This window comes from Neobacillus sp. SuZ13 (genome assembly GCF_030123365.1).
GTDB lineage: Bacteria > Bacillota > Bacilli > Bacillales > Cytobacillaceae > Neobacillus.
Genome location: NZ_CP126107.1, coordinates 5,914,828 through 5,932,413, shown reverse-complemented (window position 1 = coordinate 5,932,413; position 17,586 = coordinate 5,914,828). Strand labels below are relative to the sequence as shown.

The 17,586-nt window shown below is 45.4% G+C and carries 15 protein-coding genes; 12 read left to right on the top strand and 3 right to left on the bottom strand.

What is annotated here, in order from left to right; genetic code table 11:
* Window positions 1–4: 4 nt before the first annotated feature.
* Window positions 5–514, top strand: a complete 510-nt coding sequence (locus tag QNH17_RS29115; RefSeq protein WP_283876759.1) for a YwhD family protein — start codon at window positions 5–7, stop codon at window positions 512–514.
* A 124-nt stretch (window positions 515–638) separates the two neighbouring features.
* On the opposite strand, the gene QNH17_RS29110 is transcribed toward QNH17_RS29115, so the two are convergent.
* Window positions 639–2,705, bottom strand: a complete 2,067-nt coding sequence (locus QNH17_RS29110; RefSeq protein WP_283876758.1) for a transglycosylase domain-containing protein — start codon at window positions 2,703–2,705, stop codon at window positions 639–641.
* Between the two features lie 199 nt (window positions 2,706–2,904).
* On the opposite strand from QNH17_RS29110, the gene speE reads away from it, so the two are divergent.
* The 5 genes from speE (at window position 2,905) to QNH17_RS29085 (ending at window position 7,541) form a co-directional block, all read left to right on the top strand.
* Window positions 2,905–3,732, top strand: coding sequence for a spermidine synthase (speE, locus tag QNH17_RS29105; RefSeq protein WP_098571562.1), 828 nt, complete (start codon window positions 2,905–2,907; stop codon window positions 3,730–3,732).
* 36 nt (window positions 3,733–3,768) lie between these two features.
* Complete coding sequence (speB, locus tag QNH17_RS29100; RefSeq protein ID WP_283876757.1) at window positions 3,769–4,641, top strand: agmatinase; 873 nt, start codon at window positions 3,769–3,771, stop codon at window positions 4,639–4,641.
* A 312-nt stretch (window positions 4,642–4,953) separates the two neighbouring features.
* Window positions 4,954–5,373, top strand: coding sequence for a YwiB family protein (locus tag QNH17_RS29095; RefSeq protein WP_283879626.1), 420 nt, complete (start codon window positions 4,954–4,956; stop codon window positions 5,371–5,373).
* Entirely contained in the window at window positions 5,360–7,030 is a 1,671-nt protein-coding gene (gene argS / locus QNH17_RS29090) for an arginine--tRNA ligase (RefSeq protein ID WP_283876756.1), read from the top strand. The genes QNH17_RS29095 and argS overlap by 14 nt, the downstream gene beginning before the upstream one ends.
* Window positions 7,031–7,361: 331 nt before the next feature.
* Window positions 7,362–7,541, top strand: coding sequence for an H-type small acid-soluble spore protein (locus tag QNH17_RS29085; RefSeq protein ID WP_283876755.1), 180 nt, complete (start codon window positions 7,362–7,364; stop codon window positions 7,539–7,541).
* Between the two features lie 48 nt (window positions 7,542–7,589).
* On the opposite strand, the gene uvsE is transcribed toward QNH17_RS29085, so the two are convergent.
* Together uvsE and cls are read right to left on the bottom strand one after the other, a co-directional pair.
* Entirely contained in the window at window positions 7,590–8,549 is a 960-nt protein-coding gene (gene uvsE / locus QNH17_RS29080) for a UV DNA damage repair endonuclease UvsE (RefSeq protein ID WP_283876754.1), read from the bottom strand.
* Window positions 8,550–8,623: 74 nt separating this feature from the next.
* Window positions 8,624–9,826, bottom strand: a complete 1,203-nt coding sequence (gene cls / locus QNH17_RS29075) for a cardiolipin synthase (RefSeq protein ID WP_283876753.1) — start codon at window positions 9,824–9,826, stop codon at window positions 8,624–8,626.
* 187 nt (window positions 9,827–10,013) lie between these two features.
* On the opposite strand from cls, the gene QNH17_RS29070 reads away from it, so the two are divergent.
* The 6 genes from QNH17_RS29070 to QNH17_RS29045 all read left to right on the top strand — a co-directional run bounded on the left by QNH17_RS29070 (window position 10,014) and on the right by QNH17_RS29045 (window position 17,538).
* On the top strand, window positions 10,014–12,116 hold the full coding sequence (locus QNH17_RS29070; RefSeq protein ID WP_283876752.1) for a 4Fe-4S dicluster domain-containing protein: 2,103 nt from the start codon (window positions 10,014–10,016) through the stop codon (window positions 12,114–12,116).
* Window positions 12,117–12,364: 248 nt separating this feature from the next.
* A complete protein-coding gene (locus QNH17_RS29065) occupies window positions 12,365–13,552 on the top strand; it encodes an acetyl-CoA C-acetyltransferase (RefSeq protein ID WP_283876751.1) in 1,188 nt (395 codons plus the stop codon).
* 76 nt (window positions 13,553–13,628) lie between these two features.
* Window positions 13,629–14,480: a 3-hydroxybutyryl-CoA dehydrogenase gene (locus tag QNH17_RS29060; protein WP_283876750.1), complete on the top strand. Its 852-nt coding sequence runs from the start codon at window positions 13,629–13,631 to the stop codon at window positions 14,478–14,480.
* Between the two features lie 78 nt (window positions 14,481–14,558).
* Entirely contained in the window at window positions 14,559–15,689 is a 1,131-nt protein-coding gene (locus QNH17_RS29055; protein ID WP_283876749.1) for an acyl-CoA dehydrogenase, read from the top strand.
* A 54-nt stretch (window positions 15,690–15,743) separates the two neighbouring features.
* Window positions 15,744–16,883: an acyl-CoA dehydrogenase gene (locus QNH17_RS29050; protein ID WP_283876748.1), complete on the top strand. Its 1,140-nt coding sequence runs from the start codon at window positions 15,744–15,746 to the stop codon at window positions 16,881–16,883.
* 16 nt (window positions 16,884–16,899) lie between these two features.
* The gene (locus QNH17_RS29045; protein ID WP_283879625.1) at window positions 16,900–17,538 is read left to right on the top strand and encodes a TetR/AcrR family transcriptional regulator; all 639 of its coding nucleotides are present in this window, start codon (window positions 16,900–16,902) and stop codon (window positions 17,536–17,538) included.
* Window positions 17,539–17,586: the final 48 nt, after the last annotated feature.

Sequence of the window (17,586 nt, the reverse complement as noted above, 5' to 3'; positions counted from 1 at the left end):
TTTAATGGAAGAAAATAAAAAGAAACTCGGTTTTAATATCATCAAAAGCGATCCGACCGATGGCCATAAAGGCTTTGGAAAAGGAGCTTTGAGCCTTGATAATGTGTCACCTGTCATCATTGATGTTGACGCTGGCGAGGCGGAGATTGATGTCGGTGCCATGCATGCCCGCAGCGCCGTGGAAAAGGGCATTAAATTTTTGAAAAATCAAGAAGAGGTTCCGAACGGAAAACCGTATTGGCTTGTCTGGGTAACGATTGACCGCAACGAAGAAGGCCCATACTACGCGGGTGTGACGGCCTGCTTTATGACCGTTGACCGCGAAATCCGGCGCGGCTACAAATCCTTGCCTGAGCATGTCAACCGCATGGATAAGTCGCTGAAGCGCCATATCATTGTCGACGATATGGATGGTAATTCGAAAAAGGTATTAGCGGAATTCTTACGTAATCATAATGAGGTTTTATGGAACAACTCAACGGATGAACTTAAACGAGGTTTATTGGCTGAATAGGAAAATTATGCTTGTAATTTTTTTGAAAATTATAGTATCATATTGAGTGTTAAAACAATGTAATACTAGGACAAGAAAGGCTCCGGAATTTTCCGGAGCCTTTCTATTTCAATAAAGTATTCGGCTAAGTCCACGGCATGATTTTCTTGTACCAAGGGACTTTTTTCGTGCTCTTATGTTTCTCTGGTAAGGCCTCATGACGGTCTAGATGTTCGGTGCAATATTCCGTTGGTTCGGTGCCGCTGACGTAATAGGTGAAGCGGCGCACCGGGCAATCCTTGGTCGCCAATTTGCCATTCTCGGGGTTGACATACACCCCAATGACACCTTCCTTCGGTGCCTTAAACGCCTTGACGGGCTTGCCTTTTAAAGCCTCTTCCATAAAATTGGCCCAAATATTTTTCGCATACGTCTTTTCAGCAACCAGCTCAATCGGTTTTCCCATATCATAGCCAGCCCAGACGGCCGTCACGAGCTGCGGAGAGTAGCCAATCATCCAGCTGTCGGTTTCAGTTGACCCCGATTTTCCTGCATAAGGCCGGGTAATATCGTTGATGACCGTGCTGCCTGTGACCTTCGCATATCCGTTCAGCTTTGGATCGAAAATTCCCGTCAGCATTTGCGTCATCACATATGCCTTAGCTGGGTCTAACACCTTTTCTGTTTCCTCTTCTTTTTCATAAATCACGTTGCCATTGTAGTCTTCCACTCTCGTAATCAAGGTTGGATTAACCTTTTTCCCACCATTAGCAAACAAACTATAGGCATTCGCCATTTCAATGACCCGGACACCAGATGTCCCCAATGCCAGGGATGGTACATGCGCCATTTTTGAAGAAAGGCCGAATTTTTTCGCCGTGTCGATTAAGGTCTCTTCTCCTAAAAATAAATGCGTTTTGACAGCAAAAATATTATCGGAGACAGCCAGCGCCTGGGCGAGGGTAATTTCCCCGTTGGCATACTTATTGTTAAAGTTATGTGGCGTATAGTCAGGCTGGCCATCATCAAAATGGAAGGTCGTAAACTCACTGCGCATCGTCGAAGATGGCGTAAAGCCTTGTTCAAGGGCCGCGTAATATAGAAGCGGTTTAATCGTTGAACCAGGCTGCCTGATGGCTTGGACAGCACGGTTAAATGAACTTTTTTCATAGTCCCGGCCGCCGACCATCGCTTTGACATAGCCATTTTTTGGGTCCATCGCAACAAGACCGACTTGAATTTCTGATAGATTCGCTACATATTTATGAATTTGGCTTTCTGCTGCTTCCTGCTGCTTGCGGTTAAGAGTCGTATAAACTTTTAAACCTCCGAGGGCAATCGTGCGGTCATCTAAATGCAATTGATTTTTCAAGGCATTTTTGACCGCATCCTGAAAATAAGGGGCGACCTTCACTTTTTGCGTATTGTGCGTGCCCACGATCGTCACAGGCTGCATAGCCGCATCGGTTGCTTCCTTTTTATTGATGTAATGATTGGTCACCATACTTTTTAAAATAATCGCTTGGCGGCTTTTCGCATGTTCCATCGAGGCCAATGGAGAGTAGATACCCGGGCCCTTTGGAATTCCGGCCAGCATACTTGCTTCAGCAAGCGTTAAGTCGTTTGCTTTTTTTCCAAAATAATATTGGCTGGCTGCCTCTACCCCATAGGCACCGTTGCCATAATAAATCGTATTTAAATAGCCTTCAAGAATTTCTTTTTTTGAATAATTCATCTCAATGCGGATGGTATAAAAAGCCTCGTGCAGCTTCCGCGTCCAAGTTTTGTCGTGTTCAAGAAATAGATTTCGAGCGTACTGCTGGGTGATGGTGCTTGCGCCCTGTACTTTTGAGAAAGCTTGCACATCGGCTAACACTGCACCAGCAATCCGTTTGAAGTCAAAGCCATGATGCTCGTAAAAATTTTTATCTTCAATGGAGATGGTCGCATGAACCAGATCGGGCGAAACATCCTTTAAATTGGTCCAATAACGTTTTTGTCCGCTATTGCTCTCGCCAATCAGCTTTCCGTCGTCAGCGAAGAATAGCGTCGATTGCGGAACGGCGAGCGGTGGTGGCCCTAAAATTTTTGCATAAGCAAGAATCCCGAGGAAGAGAATAAGCATACAAACCATGCCTATCAAACTGATGATAATAACTGCCCGTAAATATTTAATTGTTTTCCGAAACCCTTGATCAGTCATGATTTCCACGATGTTCACCACCTCTTTTTAAAAAAATAGATAGTAATAGTATTGAAAAAATAGAGTTTTTTTAAACATTTATTGGTGTATTTATTTAAATTTTGCTAGACTTTTTCTTGTGTTTGTAATTCAATGGTTTGGGTACTATAAAATTGAATAATAACTTGGTATGTATAAAACTGAGATCAGTTGAAAGGAAGCGGTAAGCATGTCAATTTGGTTTACAGAAAAACAAACCGAACATTTTGGAATCACGATGAGAGTAAATAAAACCTTACATACAGAACAAACTGAGTTTCAGAAACTAGATATGATTGAAACTGAAGAGTGGGGTAACATGCTTCTTTTAGATGACATGGTGATGACATCGGTCCGCGATGAGTTTGTATACCATGAAATGGTGGCGCATGTTCCGTTATTTACGCACCCGAATCCTGAGAATGTCCTAGTGGTCGGCGGCGGCGATGGCGGTGTCATTCGTGAAGTGTTAAAGCACCCAAGCGTGAAAAAAGCGACGCTTGTTGATATTGACGGCAAAGTGATTGAGTACTCAAAGAAATTTTTGCCGGAGATTGCTGGCATGCTCGATGACCCGCGTGTCGATGTCCAAGTGGACGACGGTTTTATGCATATTGCGAACAGCGATAATCAGTATGATGTAATTATGGTTGATTCTACCGAGCCAGTCGGTCCAGCTGTAAACTTATTTACTAAAGGGTTCTATGCTGGGATTTCTAAGGCGTTGAAAGAAGACGGCATCTTTGTGGCGCAGTCGGATAACCCGTGGTTCAAAGCGGATTTGATTCGTAACGTCCAACGCGATGTTCGCGAAATCTTCCCGATTACGCGTTTGTATGTCGCGAATATCCCAACGTATCCAAGCGGCTTATGGGCATTCACGATCGGTTCAAAGAAATATGATCCATTAGAAGTAAGTGAAGACCGCTTCCATGAGATTGAAACAAAGTACTATACCAAAGAACTGCACAAAGCGGCATTCGTGCTGCCGAAGTTTGTTGGGGATTTGGTGAAGTAAGTTAATTAGGTTTTTAGAAAAGTGAGGGATACATAGATGCGTTTTGATGAGGCGTATTCAGGGAATGTGTTTATTAAGAGTTATCCGAATTTTGAGGAGAGTCAGGTTGTATTATACGGGATGCCGATGGATTGGACGGTTAGTTACCGCCCAGGTTCACGGTTTGGTCCGGCCCGCATCCGCGAGGTGTCGATCGGTTTAGAGGAGTACAGCGCCTACCTTGACCGCGAGTTGGAAGAGGTAAAATACTATGATGCCGGTGATATTCCGCTTCCGTTCGGAAATCCGCAAAAGAGCATCGATATGATTGAAGAATTTATCGATCAAGTCCTAGCTGCTGGCAAGTTTCCGCTCGGCATGGGCGGTGAGCATCTTGTTTCGTGGCCGGTAATGAAAGCTATGTATAAAAAGTACCCGGATTTAGCAATTATCCATTTTGATGCCCACACAGATTTGCGTGAGCACTATGAAGGCGAACCGTTATCGCACTCGACTCCAATCCGCAAGATAGCGGAACACATTGGGCCTAGCAATGTTTATTCATTCGGGATTCGTTCTGGGATGAAGGAAGAGTTCGAGTGGGCGAAGCAAAACGGAATGCATATTTCCAAATTTGAAGTGCTCGAGCCGTTAAAAGAAATCCTGCCGACACTTGCCGGCCGTCCGGTCTATGTGACAATCGATATCGATGTCCTTGATCCAGCGCATGCACCTGGCACAGGTACAGTGGATTGCGGCGGTATTACGTCGAAAGAACTGTTAGCTTCAATTCATGCGATTGCCCGTTCCGAAGTGAATGTAGTCGGTGGTGACCTTGTCGAGGTGGCACCGATTTATGATCCATCAGAACAAACCGCCAATACGGCGAGTAAGTTAATTCGTGAAATGCTGCTTGGCTGGGTGAAATAGATAGAAAAGCGGAAGCGCCTTGAACAGGGGCGTGAGTCTAGGCGAGCCGGCTTGAAGGTTGCTCTTTAACCTTCAGGACGGATTGGCTGTAGACCTGCGAGCCCCTAGGCGCTGGAGCTGGCCAATCTTATACTTTTTGTGCCTGACACTTTTGAGGTCAGGCATTTTTTGATTTGTTCACCAGCAATGTTTATAATAGAAAAAGTATGCATTAAAGCAGATACGTCAATTACTAGGACTAGAACCATTCCAAAGAATGAAACTAGGTTCTTTTTTAAAAAAGAAAAAAGGGAAGTGCCATTAGGTTTGTCTATGACTGAAATTCCGATGAAAATTAATGTGAAAACAACGATTCATCAGCAAGGCGGCAAGGAAGTTTACGAGCTTGCAGTGTTTGGCCGCTATCTTGAAAAAGATGGTGCTTCGTTTCTTAAGTATGAAGAGGTGCAGGATGAGGGCACCGTTCGGACGATTGTCAAGGTGGCTGGTGATGAGGCGCTGATTTTGCGCGGTGGTGCAGTAAAGATGCGCTTGCCGTTTCGTTTGCATAAGAAGCTCCGCGGCAGTTATGAAATGCCGTTTGGGTCCTTTGAGACGATCACGCTGGCAAAACGGATCGAGCATACTGCTGGTTTGATTGACATTCTTTATGATTTTTCAATGCAGGGCTCACCTGCTGGTACATACCATTTGGAAATTACCTTTCAGGAGGATAACAATGAACATAGTTGAACAAGTGCAAAGTAAGTTAAAAGAAGAGATTCGGGCGGCAGTGTTGAAGGCGGTACTGGCGACGGAGGATCAGATTCCAGATGTGGTTCTGGAAACACCAAAGGAGAAGGCGCACGGCGATTATGCGACAAATATGGCGATGCAGCTGGCTCGTGTTGCGAAGAAGGCGCCGCGTGTGATTGCGGAGGCGTTGGTTGCAAATATCGACCGCTCAAAGGCTTCGATTGAAAAAATTGAGATCGCGGGCCCTGGATTTATTAATTTTTATATGAATAATAGTTATTTAACCGAGCTGATTCCGACGGTGCTGAATGCTGAGGAGAAGTACGGGGAGACCACAGTTGGCGGCGGCCAGAAGATTCAGGTCGAGTTTGTATCGGCGAATCCAACGGGTGACTTGCATCTTGGACATGCCCGCGGTGCGGCGGTGGGTGACTCGCTTTGTAATATTTTAGCGAAGGCGGGCTTTGATGTTTCGCGTGAGTATTATATTAATGATGCGGGAAATCAGATTAATAATCTTGCATTGTCGGTGGAGGCGCGTTATTTCCAGGCTCTAGGTTTGGAAAAAGAGATGCCGGAGGGCGGTTACCATGGTGCGGACATTATTGGCATTGGGAAAACCATGGCAGAGGAGTTTGGGGACAAGTATGTGCATGTGTCCGAAGACGAGCGCCAAGAGTTTTTCCGTGAGTACGGTCTGAAATATGAAATGGCAAAGTTAAAGCAGGATCTAGAGGATTTCCGTGTTGGATTTGATGTTTGGTATTCCGAGACTTCACTTTATAAGAATGGAAAAATTGATGAGGCTTTGGCGGCGCTGCGTGCGAGTGGTTATGTGTATGAGGAAGACGGTGCGACGTGGCTCCGCTCGACAGAATTCGGCGATGACAAGGACCGGGTGTTGATTAAGCAAGATGGTTCATATACGTATTTAACACCGGATATCGCCTATCACAAGGACAAGTTGGACCGCGGTTTTGAAAAGTTGATTAACATTTGGGGTGCGGACCACCACGGCTATATTCCCCGGATGAAGGCCGCGCTTCAGGCGTTAGGTTATGACCGTGAAACTCTAGAGGTGGAAATCATTCAGCTTGTTCACCTTTATAAAAATGGTGAGAAGATGAAGATGAGTAAGCGGACCGGTAAAGCGGTGACGATGCGCGATTTGGTCGATGAGGTCGGCCTCGATGCGACGCGTTATTTCTTTGCGATGCGCAGTTCCGATACGCATATGGATTTTGACTTGGATTTAGCGGTGTCGGAGTCGAATGAGAATCCCGTTTATTATGCCCACTATGCCCATGCGCGGATTTCTAGTATCTTGCGTTCTGGGGAGGAGCAGGGTGTTCAAGTGACGGCAGATGCTGATTTTTCATTGGTAACGTCAGAGAAGGAAATGGATTTATTGAAGAAGATTGGGGAGTTCCCGGCAGCTGTAGGAGAGGCCGCAATAAAGCGCGTCCCACACCGGATTACGAACTATATCGTAGAATTGGCGTCGACGTTCCACAGTTTTTATAATGCAGAAAAGGTGCTTGATCTTGATCATGTCGAGCGCACTAAGGCCCGCCTCGGGTTGGTGCGGTCCGTACAAATTACGCTCCGCAATGCGCTGGCGTTGATTGGGGTTTCAGCTCCGGAAAAAATGTAATGGCTTATGGCTCTCTTACTTCGGTAAGGGGGTTTTTTTTATTGGTGGTGATGTTACTTTGTGTGAAGGTTTAGAATGATTTGGAGTGGACAGTAAATTTCCCAAAGTCGACAGTAAATTCATCAAAGTGGACAGTAAATCATCGAGATGGACAGTAAACTTGGTAAAGTCGATAGTAAATCACCCAATCTGGACAGTAACAAAATTTTGCACAGATTTATTCCCTCTCCTAAGTGCTCTATTTAGGTAAACTTGTCCATATATTTATGAATAGTAACTAATTTATGGCAAATACTAGTAGGGACATTAAAGCTAGGAGTGGATGAAACCAATGAATGTGGGACGAGCCAAGGAAATTGTTGAATCTGCCGAAATGATTCATGTTACCTATGAGGGGACGCCAGTCATTATTCAACATGTGGATGAGGCAACAAAAGTAGCGAGAATTTATTCACGGAATGACCCGGATAATGAGCGTGATGTTCCGGTCTTAAATTTAATTGAGGAATAGTGAAGAGTCTTCGAGCGGGTTCGAAGACTCTTTTTTTACACGGCTTATTTATTTAATCTCCACCGCACCGCCGCTAATCCGCTTATAACCCCTAAGCTTGCTCAGATCTTCAATTAATTTCAATGCAGCTTGATCCTTTGCTTTGGCCTCAATCATGAAATCAATATCAATCCCGATTTCGCGCACCATTTTCAAAAACGGCATGATAAATTCCGGATCTACAAAATCAGCATGGGAACGGAATTCTTTCTCGTTTTTAGGAGAGGAAATATGAACTTTCGGAATGAGATGCGGCCTATGCTCCCAAGTTCGGAAAATCCGCGGCAGCAGTTCCTCGAGCGCTGCCTCGGACAAGTTGGCCATATGGTGATGATAGTCAAACAAAAACGGGATTGATTCCTTTTCACAGGCTGATAGCGTTTCTTCAGCGTTGTACGTTTTATCGTCATTTTCCAATGTCATTACCTGTTTAATGGGCGAGGGCAGTGTCGTTAAATTTTGATGAAATCGCGGTAGAGTTTTTTGTTTATCACCATAGGCGCCACCGATATGGATATTAATCAGCCCTTCTTGCTCAAGCCCCATCGCTTCAAACATACGATAATGGTAACGCATATCGACCACGGCGTTTTTTGTAATTTTTGTTTGCGGTGAGGTGAACAAGGTGAATTGATTCGGGTGGAAGCTGACCCTTAATTTCTTTTTTTTCACCAGCTTGCCAATCTCTAGCCACTCCGTGCGAAAAGGAGTCACAAAGTCCCAGTTCACCTCCGGATGGGTCGCGAGTGGGACAATCGAACTAGACATTCTATAGAGTTCAAGTTCGTGAGCAAGATTGTAGTAGAGCATACGCAGGGTATGATTCAAATTCTGCTTCGTCACCTCAAGCAGCTTTTCCACACGCTCTTCAGGGCTTAGCTGCTGATACCGAGTAAACGTCAGCGTCTTCGCCGGCGAAGCATCCCACAAACTAATCGCATGTGAAACATAACCAAACCGAATCTTCATAACAATAACTCCTTGGGTGCTTTTTTAATTGTTCTTAATTATGGTGCCTGACACCATCCGTGGACAATAATGGTTTATAAAAAGTAAGAGATTGCAGCTGCGATGCCTTCTTTCATCGAGCGAATTGGGTTCGGTTTGTTAAGGATAGCTAATGTCAGCGGCACAGAGTCCTCAATATCCTTTTTTAAAATCTCCATCAAGCGTTGAATAAAGGCCGGATCATAAATATAACAATTGATTTCCTTGTTTAGATACATACTTCTGTTATCAAAATTAGCCGTGCCGATATCGCAGATTTTGTCATCAATCACGAGTGTCTTCGCATGGTAAAAACCTTTTTTATATTGAAAAACATCCGCACCTGCTCGAATCAGTTTACGCAAATAGGGAAACGAGCCCTCTTGGACAAGCGCATGGTCAGCGGTATAGGGAACAATTACTGAGAGATGAACCCCCCGTTTTAAGGCAGCTAGTAACGCAGCTAAGATTTTTTGACAGGGGATAAAATAGGGCGAACCAATAATGATGGAGTTGTCGGCTTGGTGAATGAGCGTAAGATAATTCTGTTCTAGCTGCTGAGCCTCTGTCGGAACAAATCGGTGCCGGACCTGACCATCAGTCATGACTGGGAAATAGGCCGGATGATCCATGATATCCTCGCCGGCGTATTCATGCCAATCGATCAAAAACTCCGTTTGCAAAAAATTAACGCTCCTACCGGTTATTTTCAAATGGTAATCCCGCCAAATCCCCAAGGAAGGCTCTTCATCGATATATTCCTTGCCGATATTAAATCCGCCAAGATAGCCAATTTTCCCGTCTATAATCGTAATCTTGCGGTGATTCCTTACCTGAGAAGAATAAAACAGAAAGGGAAGCTTAATATGATTGCTAAAAGCAAAGCGAACACCCGCCTCCCGGAGCGACTGAATCACTGTTTTTTTTACCTTCCAGCTGCCGAGCCGGTCGATGAGCAGCCGAACTTCCACCCCAGCACGGGCTTTTTCTTTTAAAATAGAGATAAATTCCTGACTGATTGCATCGTTTTTGACAATATAAAAGAGCACATGAATATGCTTTTCTGCATTCCGCAGTTCATGAAAATAGTCCGCAAACAACTTTTTTCCGTGCGTAAAAATATCAATGTCACCATGAATAATGGCTGTTTCTCTTCTACTGACAATGGAAAGATGCTTCTTTCGACCTAACTGAAAATCCAAAACGAGCCATATAATGATGAAAAATAGGAATACGCCCAACATGAGTGCCACATTCATCAGGATTCTTTCCTCCAATCAGTTTCGTTAGTTTTTCCGAAAGCGCCCTTTTCTATAAGTTTACACAACTTTACAAAAATTCATTTGACTGAACGCTCATTCATAATATAATAGAGTTAAGTATAGATTCTGAAAATTAATTATTTTCAAAGTTGTCTCAGTGGATAACAAGGAAAGGGGCATAACTATGAATGGATTACTTTGGGTTAATTTGATTGCATTTCTTATTGTAACCGCTTACGCAATCAGCCTGTTCGTGTATGTGGTCAAGACCCGGATCGAATTTATTAAACTCGGGAAAAAGGTTGAGTTCGATGACAATGTCAAAGAGCGACTCCGCAAAATTTGGGTCAATGTGTTCGGCCAAAAGAAATTGCTCAAGGATAAAAAAAGCGGGATCATGCACGTCATGTTCTTCTATGGCTTTATCCTCGTCCAATTTGGCGCCATTGATTTTATTATCAAAGGAATTAAACCGGGGGCACACCTTCCGCTTGGACCGCTTTATGCAGGGTTTACTTTTTTCCAAGAGCTCGTTACATTGATGATTTTAGTGGCAGTCATCTGGGCCTTTTACCGCCGGTATGTCGAAAAATTAGTCCGCTTGAAGCGCAACTTTAAATCAGGTCTAGTTCTTATTTTCATTGGCGGCTTAATGCTCTCTGTGTTATTAGGCAATGGGATGAGTCTCGTCTGGCATGGTGAGGAGACGTCATGGACTGAGCCGATCGCATCGTTGATTTCCGTTATTTTTTCAGGAATTGGTGAAACTGCCTCCATTGTAATCTTCTACATTGCCTGGTGGGCGCACTTATTATTCTTGTTAACCTTCTTAGTGTACGTACCGCAATCCAAGCATGCGCACTTAATTGCGGGACCTGCGAATGTATATTTTAACCGTTTAGATAAACCAGGAAAATTGAAAAAGGTTGATTTTGAAGATGAAACCCAAGAATCGTTTGGGGTAGGAAAATTAGAAGATTTCACGCAGCACCAAATGATCGATTTTTATGCTTGCGTGGAGTGCGGCCGCTGCACGAATATGTGTCCGGCTACGGGGACAGGGAAAATGCTGTCACCCATGGACTTAATCGTTAAACTGCGGGATCATTTAACCAATCATGGTGCCGTTGTTACCTCGAAACAGCCGTGGGTGCCAACTTTTGCCTTTGGGAATACGACGGGGAATCAGCTGGCCCTTGCGTCAGCAGGCCAAGGAGCAAAAGAATCTGCCGCTTCTGCTGTCTATAGTCCAAGTTTAATTGGCGATGTGATTACCGAGGAAGAAATTTGGGCTTGTACGACCTGCCGAAATTGTGAGGATCAATGCCCAGTCATGAACGAGCACGTCGATAAAATTATCGATCTACGCCGTTATTTAGTGTTAACTGAAGGGAAATTGGACGCCGATGCACAGCGTGCGATGACCAATATCGAACGCCAAGGCAATCCGTGGGGCTTGAACAGAAAAGAACGTGAAACATGGCGTGAAGCCCGCGAGGATGTTCATGTACCAACCGTGAAGGAAATGAATAAAGCAGGCGAGGAATTTGAATACCTCTTCTGGGTAGGGGCAATGGGCTCTTACGATAACCGCAGCCAAAAGATTGCCTTATCGTTTGCGAAACTGCTCAATGAAGCTGGTATCAAATTTGCCATCCTCGGAAATAAAGAGAAGAACTCTGGCGATACACCGCGCCGTCTCGGCAATGAATTCTTGTTCCAAGAGCTGGCTGCGAAAAATATTGAGGAGTTTGAAAAAGCGGAAGTCAAGAAAATCGTGACGATTGATCCGCATGCTTATAATATTTTCAAAAATGAATATCCTGACTTCGGCTTAACAGATGTCGAGGTGTTCCATCATACTGAGGTCCTTTATGAGCTGGTTCGTGATGGGAAGCTCGTACCGAAACATGCGGTAAATGAGACAATTACTTTCCATGATTCCTGTTATTTAGGGCGCTACAATGATGTCTATGATGCACCGCGCGAGATTCTAAAATCGATTCCAGGCGTGAAACTCCTTGAAATGGAGCGGAACAGAGAGAAAGCGATGTGCTGTGGTGCAGGCGGCGGCTTGATGTGGATGGAAGAAGAAACCGGACACCGCATTAACGTGGCACGAACCGAACAGGCACTTGCTGTGAATCCGTCGGTCATTAGCTCCGGCTGTCCGTACTGTTTAACAATGCTCTCGGATGGAACAAAGGCCAAAGAGGTCGAAGAAAAGGTATCAACATACGATGTAGCAGAACTACTTGAAAAGGCCATTTGTGGAGAAGTCGCGTAGGTTTTAATGGAGTGTAGAAGTTGATTTGTTTATTTAATTCGTAAAATTTTTAAAATTACGTATAAAACATTTCAACTTCTACGCTTTTTTATGTAAAATATAAATATAAATAAAACGCTTACATTACCATTTTAAAAGCAGAGGGCTGCGTTTCTTTTTTGGCTTGTATCTGAGCGAGCGTTCAGTCACCGGATCTATCTTTTTATGAAAGTTAATCTGAATATTATGAATAGGGGAGTGTGTGTAAGATGGGAAGAACGGTTATTTTAAGCGGGGTTAGAACACCTTTTGGAAAATTAGGAGGAGGTTTGAGCAGCTTTACTGCTTCACAGTTAGGGGGAATCGCGGTAAAAGAGGCATTAGTTCGTGCGGGCGTGAAGCCAGAAGAGGTCGAGGAAGTCATTCTTGGAACGGTCTTACAAGGAGGACAAGGACAGATCCCATCACGCCAGGCGGCGCAGCATGCGGGACTGCCATGGGAAGTGAAAACAGAAACGATTAATAAAGTATGTGCGTCCGGGATGCGCAGTGTCACGTTAGCCGATCAAATCATCCGCGCTGGCGATGAGGAAGTGATCGTGGCAGGCGGGATGGAATCGATGAGTAACGCCCCATATGTACTCCCAAAAGCACGCTGGGGCTTCCGCATGGGAGACGCACAAGTGAAGGATTTAATGATTCATGATGGTTTAACATGCAGCTTCACTGGTGTTCACATGGGGACTTACGGAAATGAAGCGGCCAAAGATATGGAAATCAGCCGTGAGGCACAGGATGAGTGGGCACTTAGAAGTCATGTGCGTGCGATTGCGGCGATTGAGAGCGGAAAATTGGCGGAAGAAATTGTCACGGTAGAGGTTCCACAACGCAAAGGAGCTCCGGTCGTGGTGGCGACAGATGAAGCACCACGAAAAGATACGTCGCTAGAGCGTTTGGCTAAATTAGCACCGGTATTTAATTCAACGGGAACCATTACTGCTGGAAATGCACCAGGTGTCAATGACGGTGCGGCAGCCCTCGTGTTAATGAGTGAAGAACGTGCGGCCCGTGAAGGCCGTGTTGCTGAAGCAGTGATTGTTGGTCATGCGGCGATAGCTGTCGAAGCAAAGGATTTCCCGAAAACACCGGGACTTGTGATTAATGAGCTGTTACGAAAAACAGGCAAAACAGTAGACGAAGTCGATTTATTTGAAATTAATGAAGCCTTTGCGGCGGTGGCGTTAGTCAGCGGAAAAATTGCCGGCTTGGATCCAGAAAAGATCAATGTCAATGGCGGTGCGGTCGCCTACGGTCATCCGATCGGTGCGAGCGGGGCACGCATTATTCTCACATTAATGCATGAATTAAAGCGCCGCGGCGGCGGAATTGGAATTGCTGCGATTTGCAGCGGCGGCGGCCAGGGTGATGCGGTGATGATCGAGGTTCCGCGCGGATAATAGTTTTTTAGATTAGTAGATACCAAATAAAAAATTCTAGGCCGGACTCATTTCCGGCCTTCTTGGAGGCGATTGAATGAAGATTTCAAAGCTAATGGTCATTGGTGCCGGACAAATGGGCTCCGGGATTGCTCAAGTTTGTGCACAGGCAGGGTACAAGGTCGTACTTAATGATTTAAAACAGGAGTTTGTGGAACGCGGCCTAGCCGGAATCAATAAAATACTTACACGGAACGTTGATAAAGGGCGCCTCACAGATGAGCAAAAACAAGAAATTCTCAGCAACATAACCGTATCCACCGATTTAAATGATGCCCGTGACGTCGACCTCGTCATCGAAGCAGCGGTTGAAAACATGGACATTAAAACCAACATCTTTGCCCAACTTGATGAAATTACTCCTGAACACGCGATCCTTGCGAGCAATACATCATCCTTGCCTATCACTGAAATTGCTGCGGCTACCAAACGTCCGGAAAAAGTGATCGGTATGCACTTCATGAACCCGGTTCCGGTCATGAAGCTTGTTGAAATCATTCGCGGTCTTGCAACATCTGATGAAGTCTACCAAGTGATTGAAGATATGACAAAAACCTTAAGCAAGGTTCCGGTTGAAGTCAATGACTTCCCAGGGTTTGTTTCCAATCGCATTCTGATGCCAATGATCAATGAAGCGATTTATACGCTTTATGAGGGTGTGGCCACGAAGGAAGCCATTGATGAAGTGATGAAACTTGGCATGAACCATCCGATGGGACCGTTAACCTTGGCTGATTTTATCGGCTTGGATACGTGTCTGTATATTATGGAAACGCTTCACCAAGGCTTTGGCGATGACAAATACCGTCCTTGTCCGCTCCTTCGCAAATATGTGAAAGCAGGCTGGCTTGGCAAGAAATCAGGGCGCGGTTTTTATACGTACGAATAAACACAGCATTTCTTCGAAAAAGGGGTCGTGATAATGATGAGTACCACGATAGTGCATTCCTCCAAAGGGGAGACCACCATGAATCTTACATTCACCGAAGAACAAGAAATGATGCGAAAAATGGTCCGCGATTTTGCTACCAGCGAAATTGTCCCATTTATTGAGAATATGGAAAGAGGGGAATTTCCACGCGAAATCCTCCGCAAAATGGGCGCGCTTGGCTTAATGGGGATTCCCGTCCCTGAAAAATACGGCGGTGCGGCGATGGACTTCACTTCTTATATTTTAGCGATCCATGAGCTTTCCAAGGTAAGTGCAACCATTGGGGTGATTCTTTCTGTCCATACCTCTGTCTGCACAAACCCGATCCTTTATTTTGGAACCGACCAGCAGAAAGAAAAATACGTGCCGAAGCTGGCTTCAGGGGAGTACCTCGGTGCGTTTTGCTTAACGGAGCCGAGTTCCGGTTCGGATGCCGCCAGCTTAAAGTCCCGTGCCGTCAAGAAGGGCGATCATTACGTCATCAACGGCTCGAAGGTGTTCATAACGAACGGCGGTGAGGCGGATGTTTATATTGTTTTTGCAAAAACAAATCCTGAACTTGGCAGCAAGGGAATTTCCGCATTCATTGTTGAAAAAAATACCCCTGGGTTTATCGTCGGCAAGGATGAAAAGAAAATGGGCTTGCACGGTTCAAGAACCGTCCAACTCACCTTCGAAGATATGCATGTTCCGGCAGAAAACCTGCTGGGTGCTGAGGGAGAAGGCTTTAAGATTGCGATGGCCAACCTTGATGTCGGCCGCATTGGGATTGCGACCCAGGCACTTGGGATTGCTGAGGCCGCACTGTCAGCCGCAACCGCCTATGCTGGAGACCGCCAGCAATTTGGCAAGCCAATTGCCGCTCAACAAGGGATTGGCTTTAAGTTAGCTGACATGGCGACCAGTGTGGAAGCGGCGAAACTATTAGTTTATCGTGCGGCGTATTTACGGACCCACGGCAAAAAATGTACGTTGGAGGCATCAATGGCGAAATTGTTCGCAACTAAAACAGCGGTCGAAGTGACCACTGAAGCCATTCAAGTCTTTGGCGGCTACGGCTACACCGAAGATTATCCGGTCGAACGCTATTTCCGTGATGCAAAAATTACAGAAATTTATGAAGGCACAAGTGAAATTCAACGAATTGTGATTAGTAAGCATTTATAAATATGGCTCTTTATGCGAAAACAGCCTTAAACATATCCACTAGGAGGACTTGAAATGAACTTTAAACTCTCTGAAGAACATGAAATGATTCGGAAAATGGTTCGTGATTTTGCCCGGAATGAAGTGGCCCCATCAGCAGCGGAGCGCGATGAGGAAGAACGCTTTGACCGCGAGATATTTGACAAAATGGCGGAGCTGGGTTTAACCGGGATTCCTTGGCCTGAAGAGTACGGGGGCATTGGCAGTGACTATCTTGCTTACTGTATCGCAGTAGAAGAGCTTTCCCGCGTTGACGCATCAACAGGTGTTATGCTCTCAGCCCATACTTCTCTAGCGGGCTGGCCGATTTATAAATTTGGCAGTGAGGAGCAAAAGCAAACCTACCTTCGCCCGATGGCAGAAGGGATGAAAATTGGTGCATACGGCTTAACAGAGCCAGGCAGCGGTTCGGATGCCGGCGGAATGAGAACGACTGCCCGTCTCGAAGGTGATCATTATGTCCTAAATGGCTCGAAGATTTTCATTACTAATGGTGGGGTAGCGGACATTTATGTCGTGTTTGCGTTAACCGACCCGTCAAGCAGACAAAAAGGAACAACCGCATTTATTATCGAGAGCGACTTCCCAGGCTTCTCGGTTGGGAAAAAAGAAAAGAAACTCGGAATCCGATCCTCACCGACCACCGAAATTATTTTTGAAGATTGCAAGGTACCTGTTGCTAATCGCCTTGGTGAAGAAGGTGAAGGCTTTAAAATTGCGATGATGACCCTTGATGGCGGCCGCAACGGTATTGCTGCTCAAGCTGTGGGGATTGCTCAAGGTGCGCTTGACGCAGCCGCGGACTATGCCAAGGAACGTCAGCAATTCGGTAAACCAATCGTCGCAAATCAAGGGATTGCCTTCAAACTTGCAGATATGGCCACAGGGATTGAGGCTTCCCGACTATTAACCTATCAAGCCGCATGGCTCGAGTCGCAAGGCCTGCCGTACGGCAAGGAGTCGGCGATGTCGAAGTTATTTGCGGGCGATACCGCGATGAAGGTGACAACTGAGGCTGTTCAGGTCTTTGGCGGCTATGGCTATACAAAGGATTATCCAGTTGAGCGCTTCATGCGCGATGCGAAAATTACTCAAATTTATGAAGGCACACAAGAAATTCAACGACTAGTGATCTCGCGGATGATCACGAAGTAAGGCGGGTTAGAACATGATAAAAAAACGAGAAGTACTGGCTTCTGTAAAGGATGAACGTCTTGTTCAGAAACGGCGGGACCAAATGATTAAAGGGGCTGTCAGCCTTTTTAAGGAAAAAGGCTTTCACCGGACGACGACGAGGGAAATCGCCAAAGCTGCAGGATTCAGTATTGGGACCCTTTACGAATACATCCGCTCGAAGGAAGATGTCCTGTATCTCGTCTGTGACAGCATTTATGAACATGTGAGCGAGCGCCTCGAGCAGGACCTTGAACAGAAAAAAGGCACCCTGGCAAGTCTGAAGCTAGGGATCGGACATTATTTCCGGGTAATGGATGAGATGCAGGATGAAGTGCTGGTCATGTATCAAGAAGCCAAATCGCTGACGAAGGATGCCCTTCCCTATGTACTGAAAAAAGAAATCGAAATGGCGGCGATGTTTGAGAGCCTGATTGTCCGCTGTGTCGAAAACGGCGAACTGGAGTTATCGGCAAAACAGATCGAACTGATTTCCCATAACATTATTGTCGAGGGACAAATGTGGGCGTTCCGGCGCTGGGCCCTCCAAAAATTATATACACTAGATGAATATATTGAACTGCAAACGGAGCAATTATTTCACGGAATTCATTCGTCAACACAAGCTAGGTCGTAATGTTGAACAGTGAATGGAGTTCATTTTTATAAAAAAAGGGGGAGAACG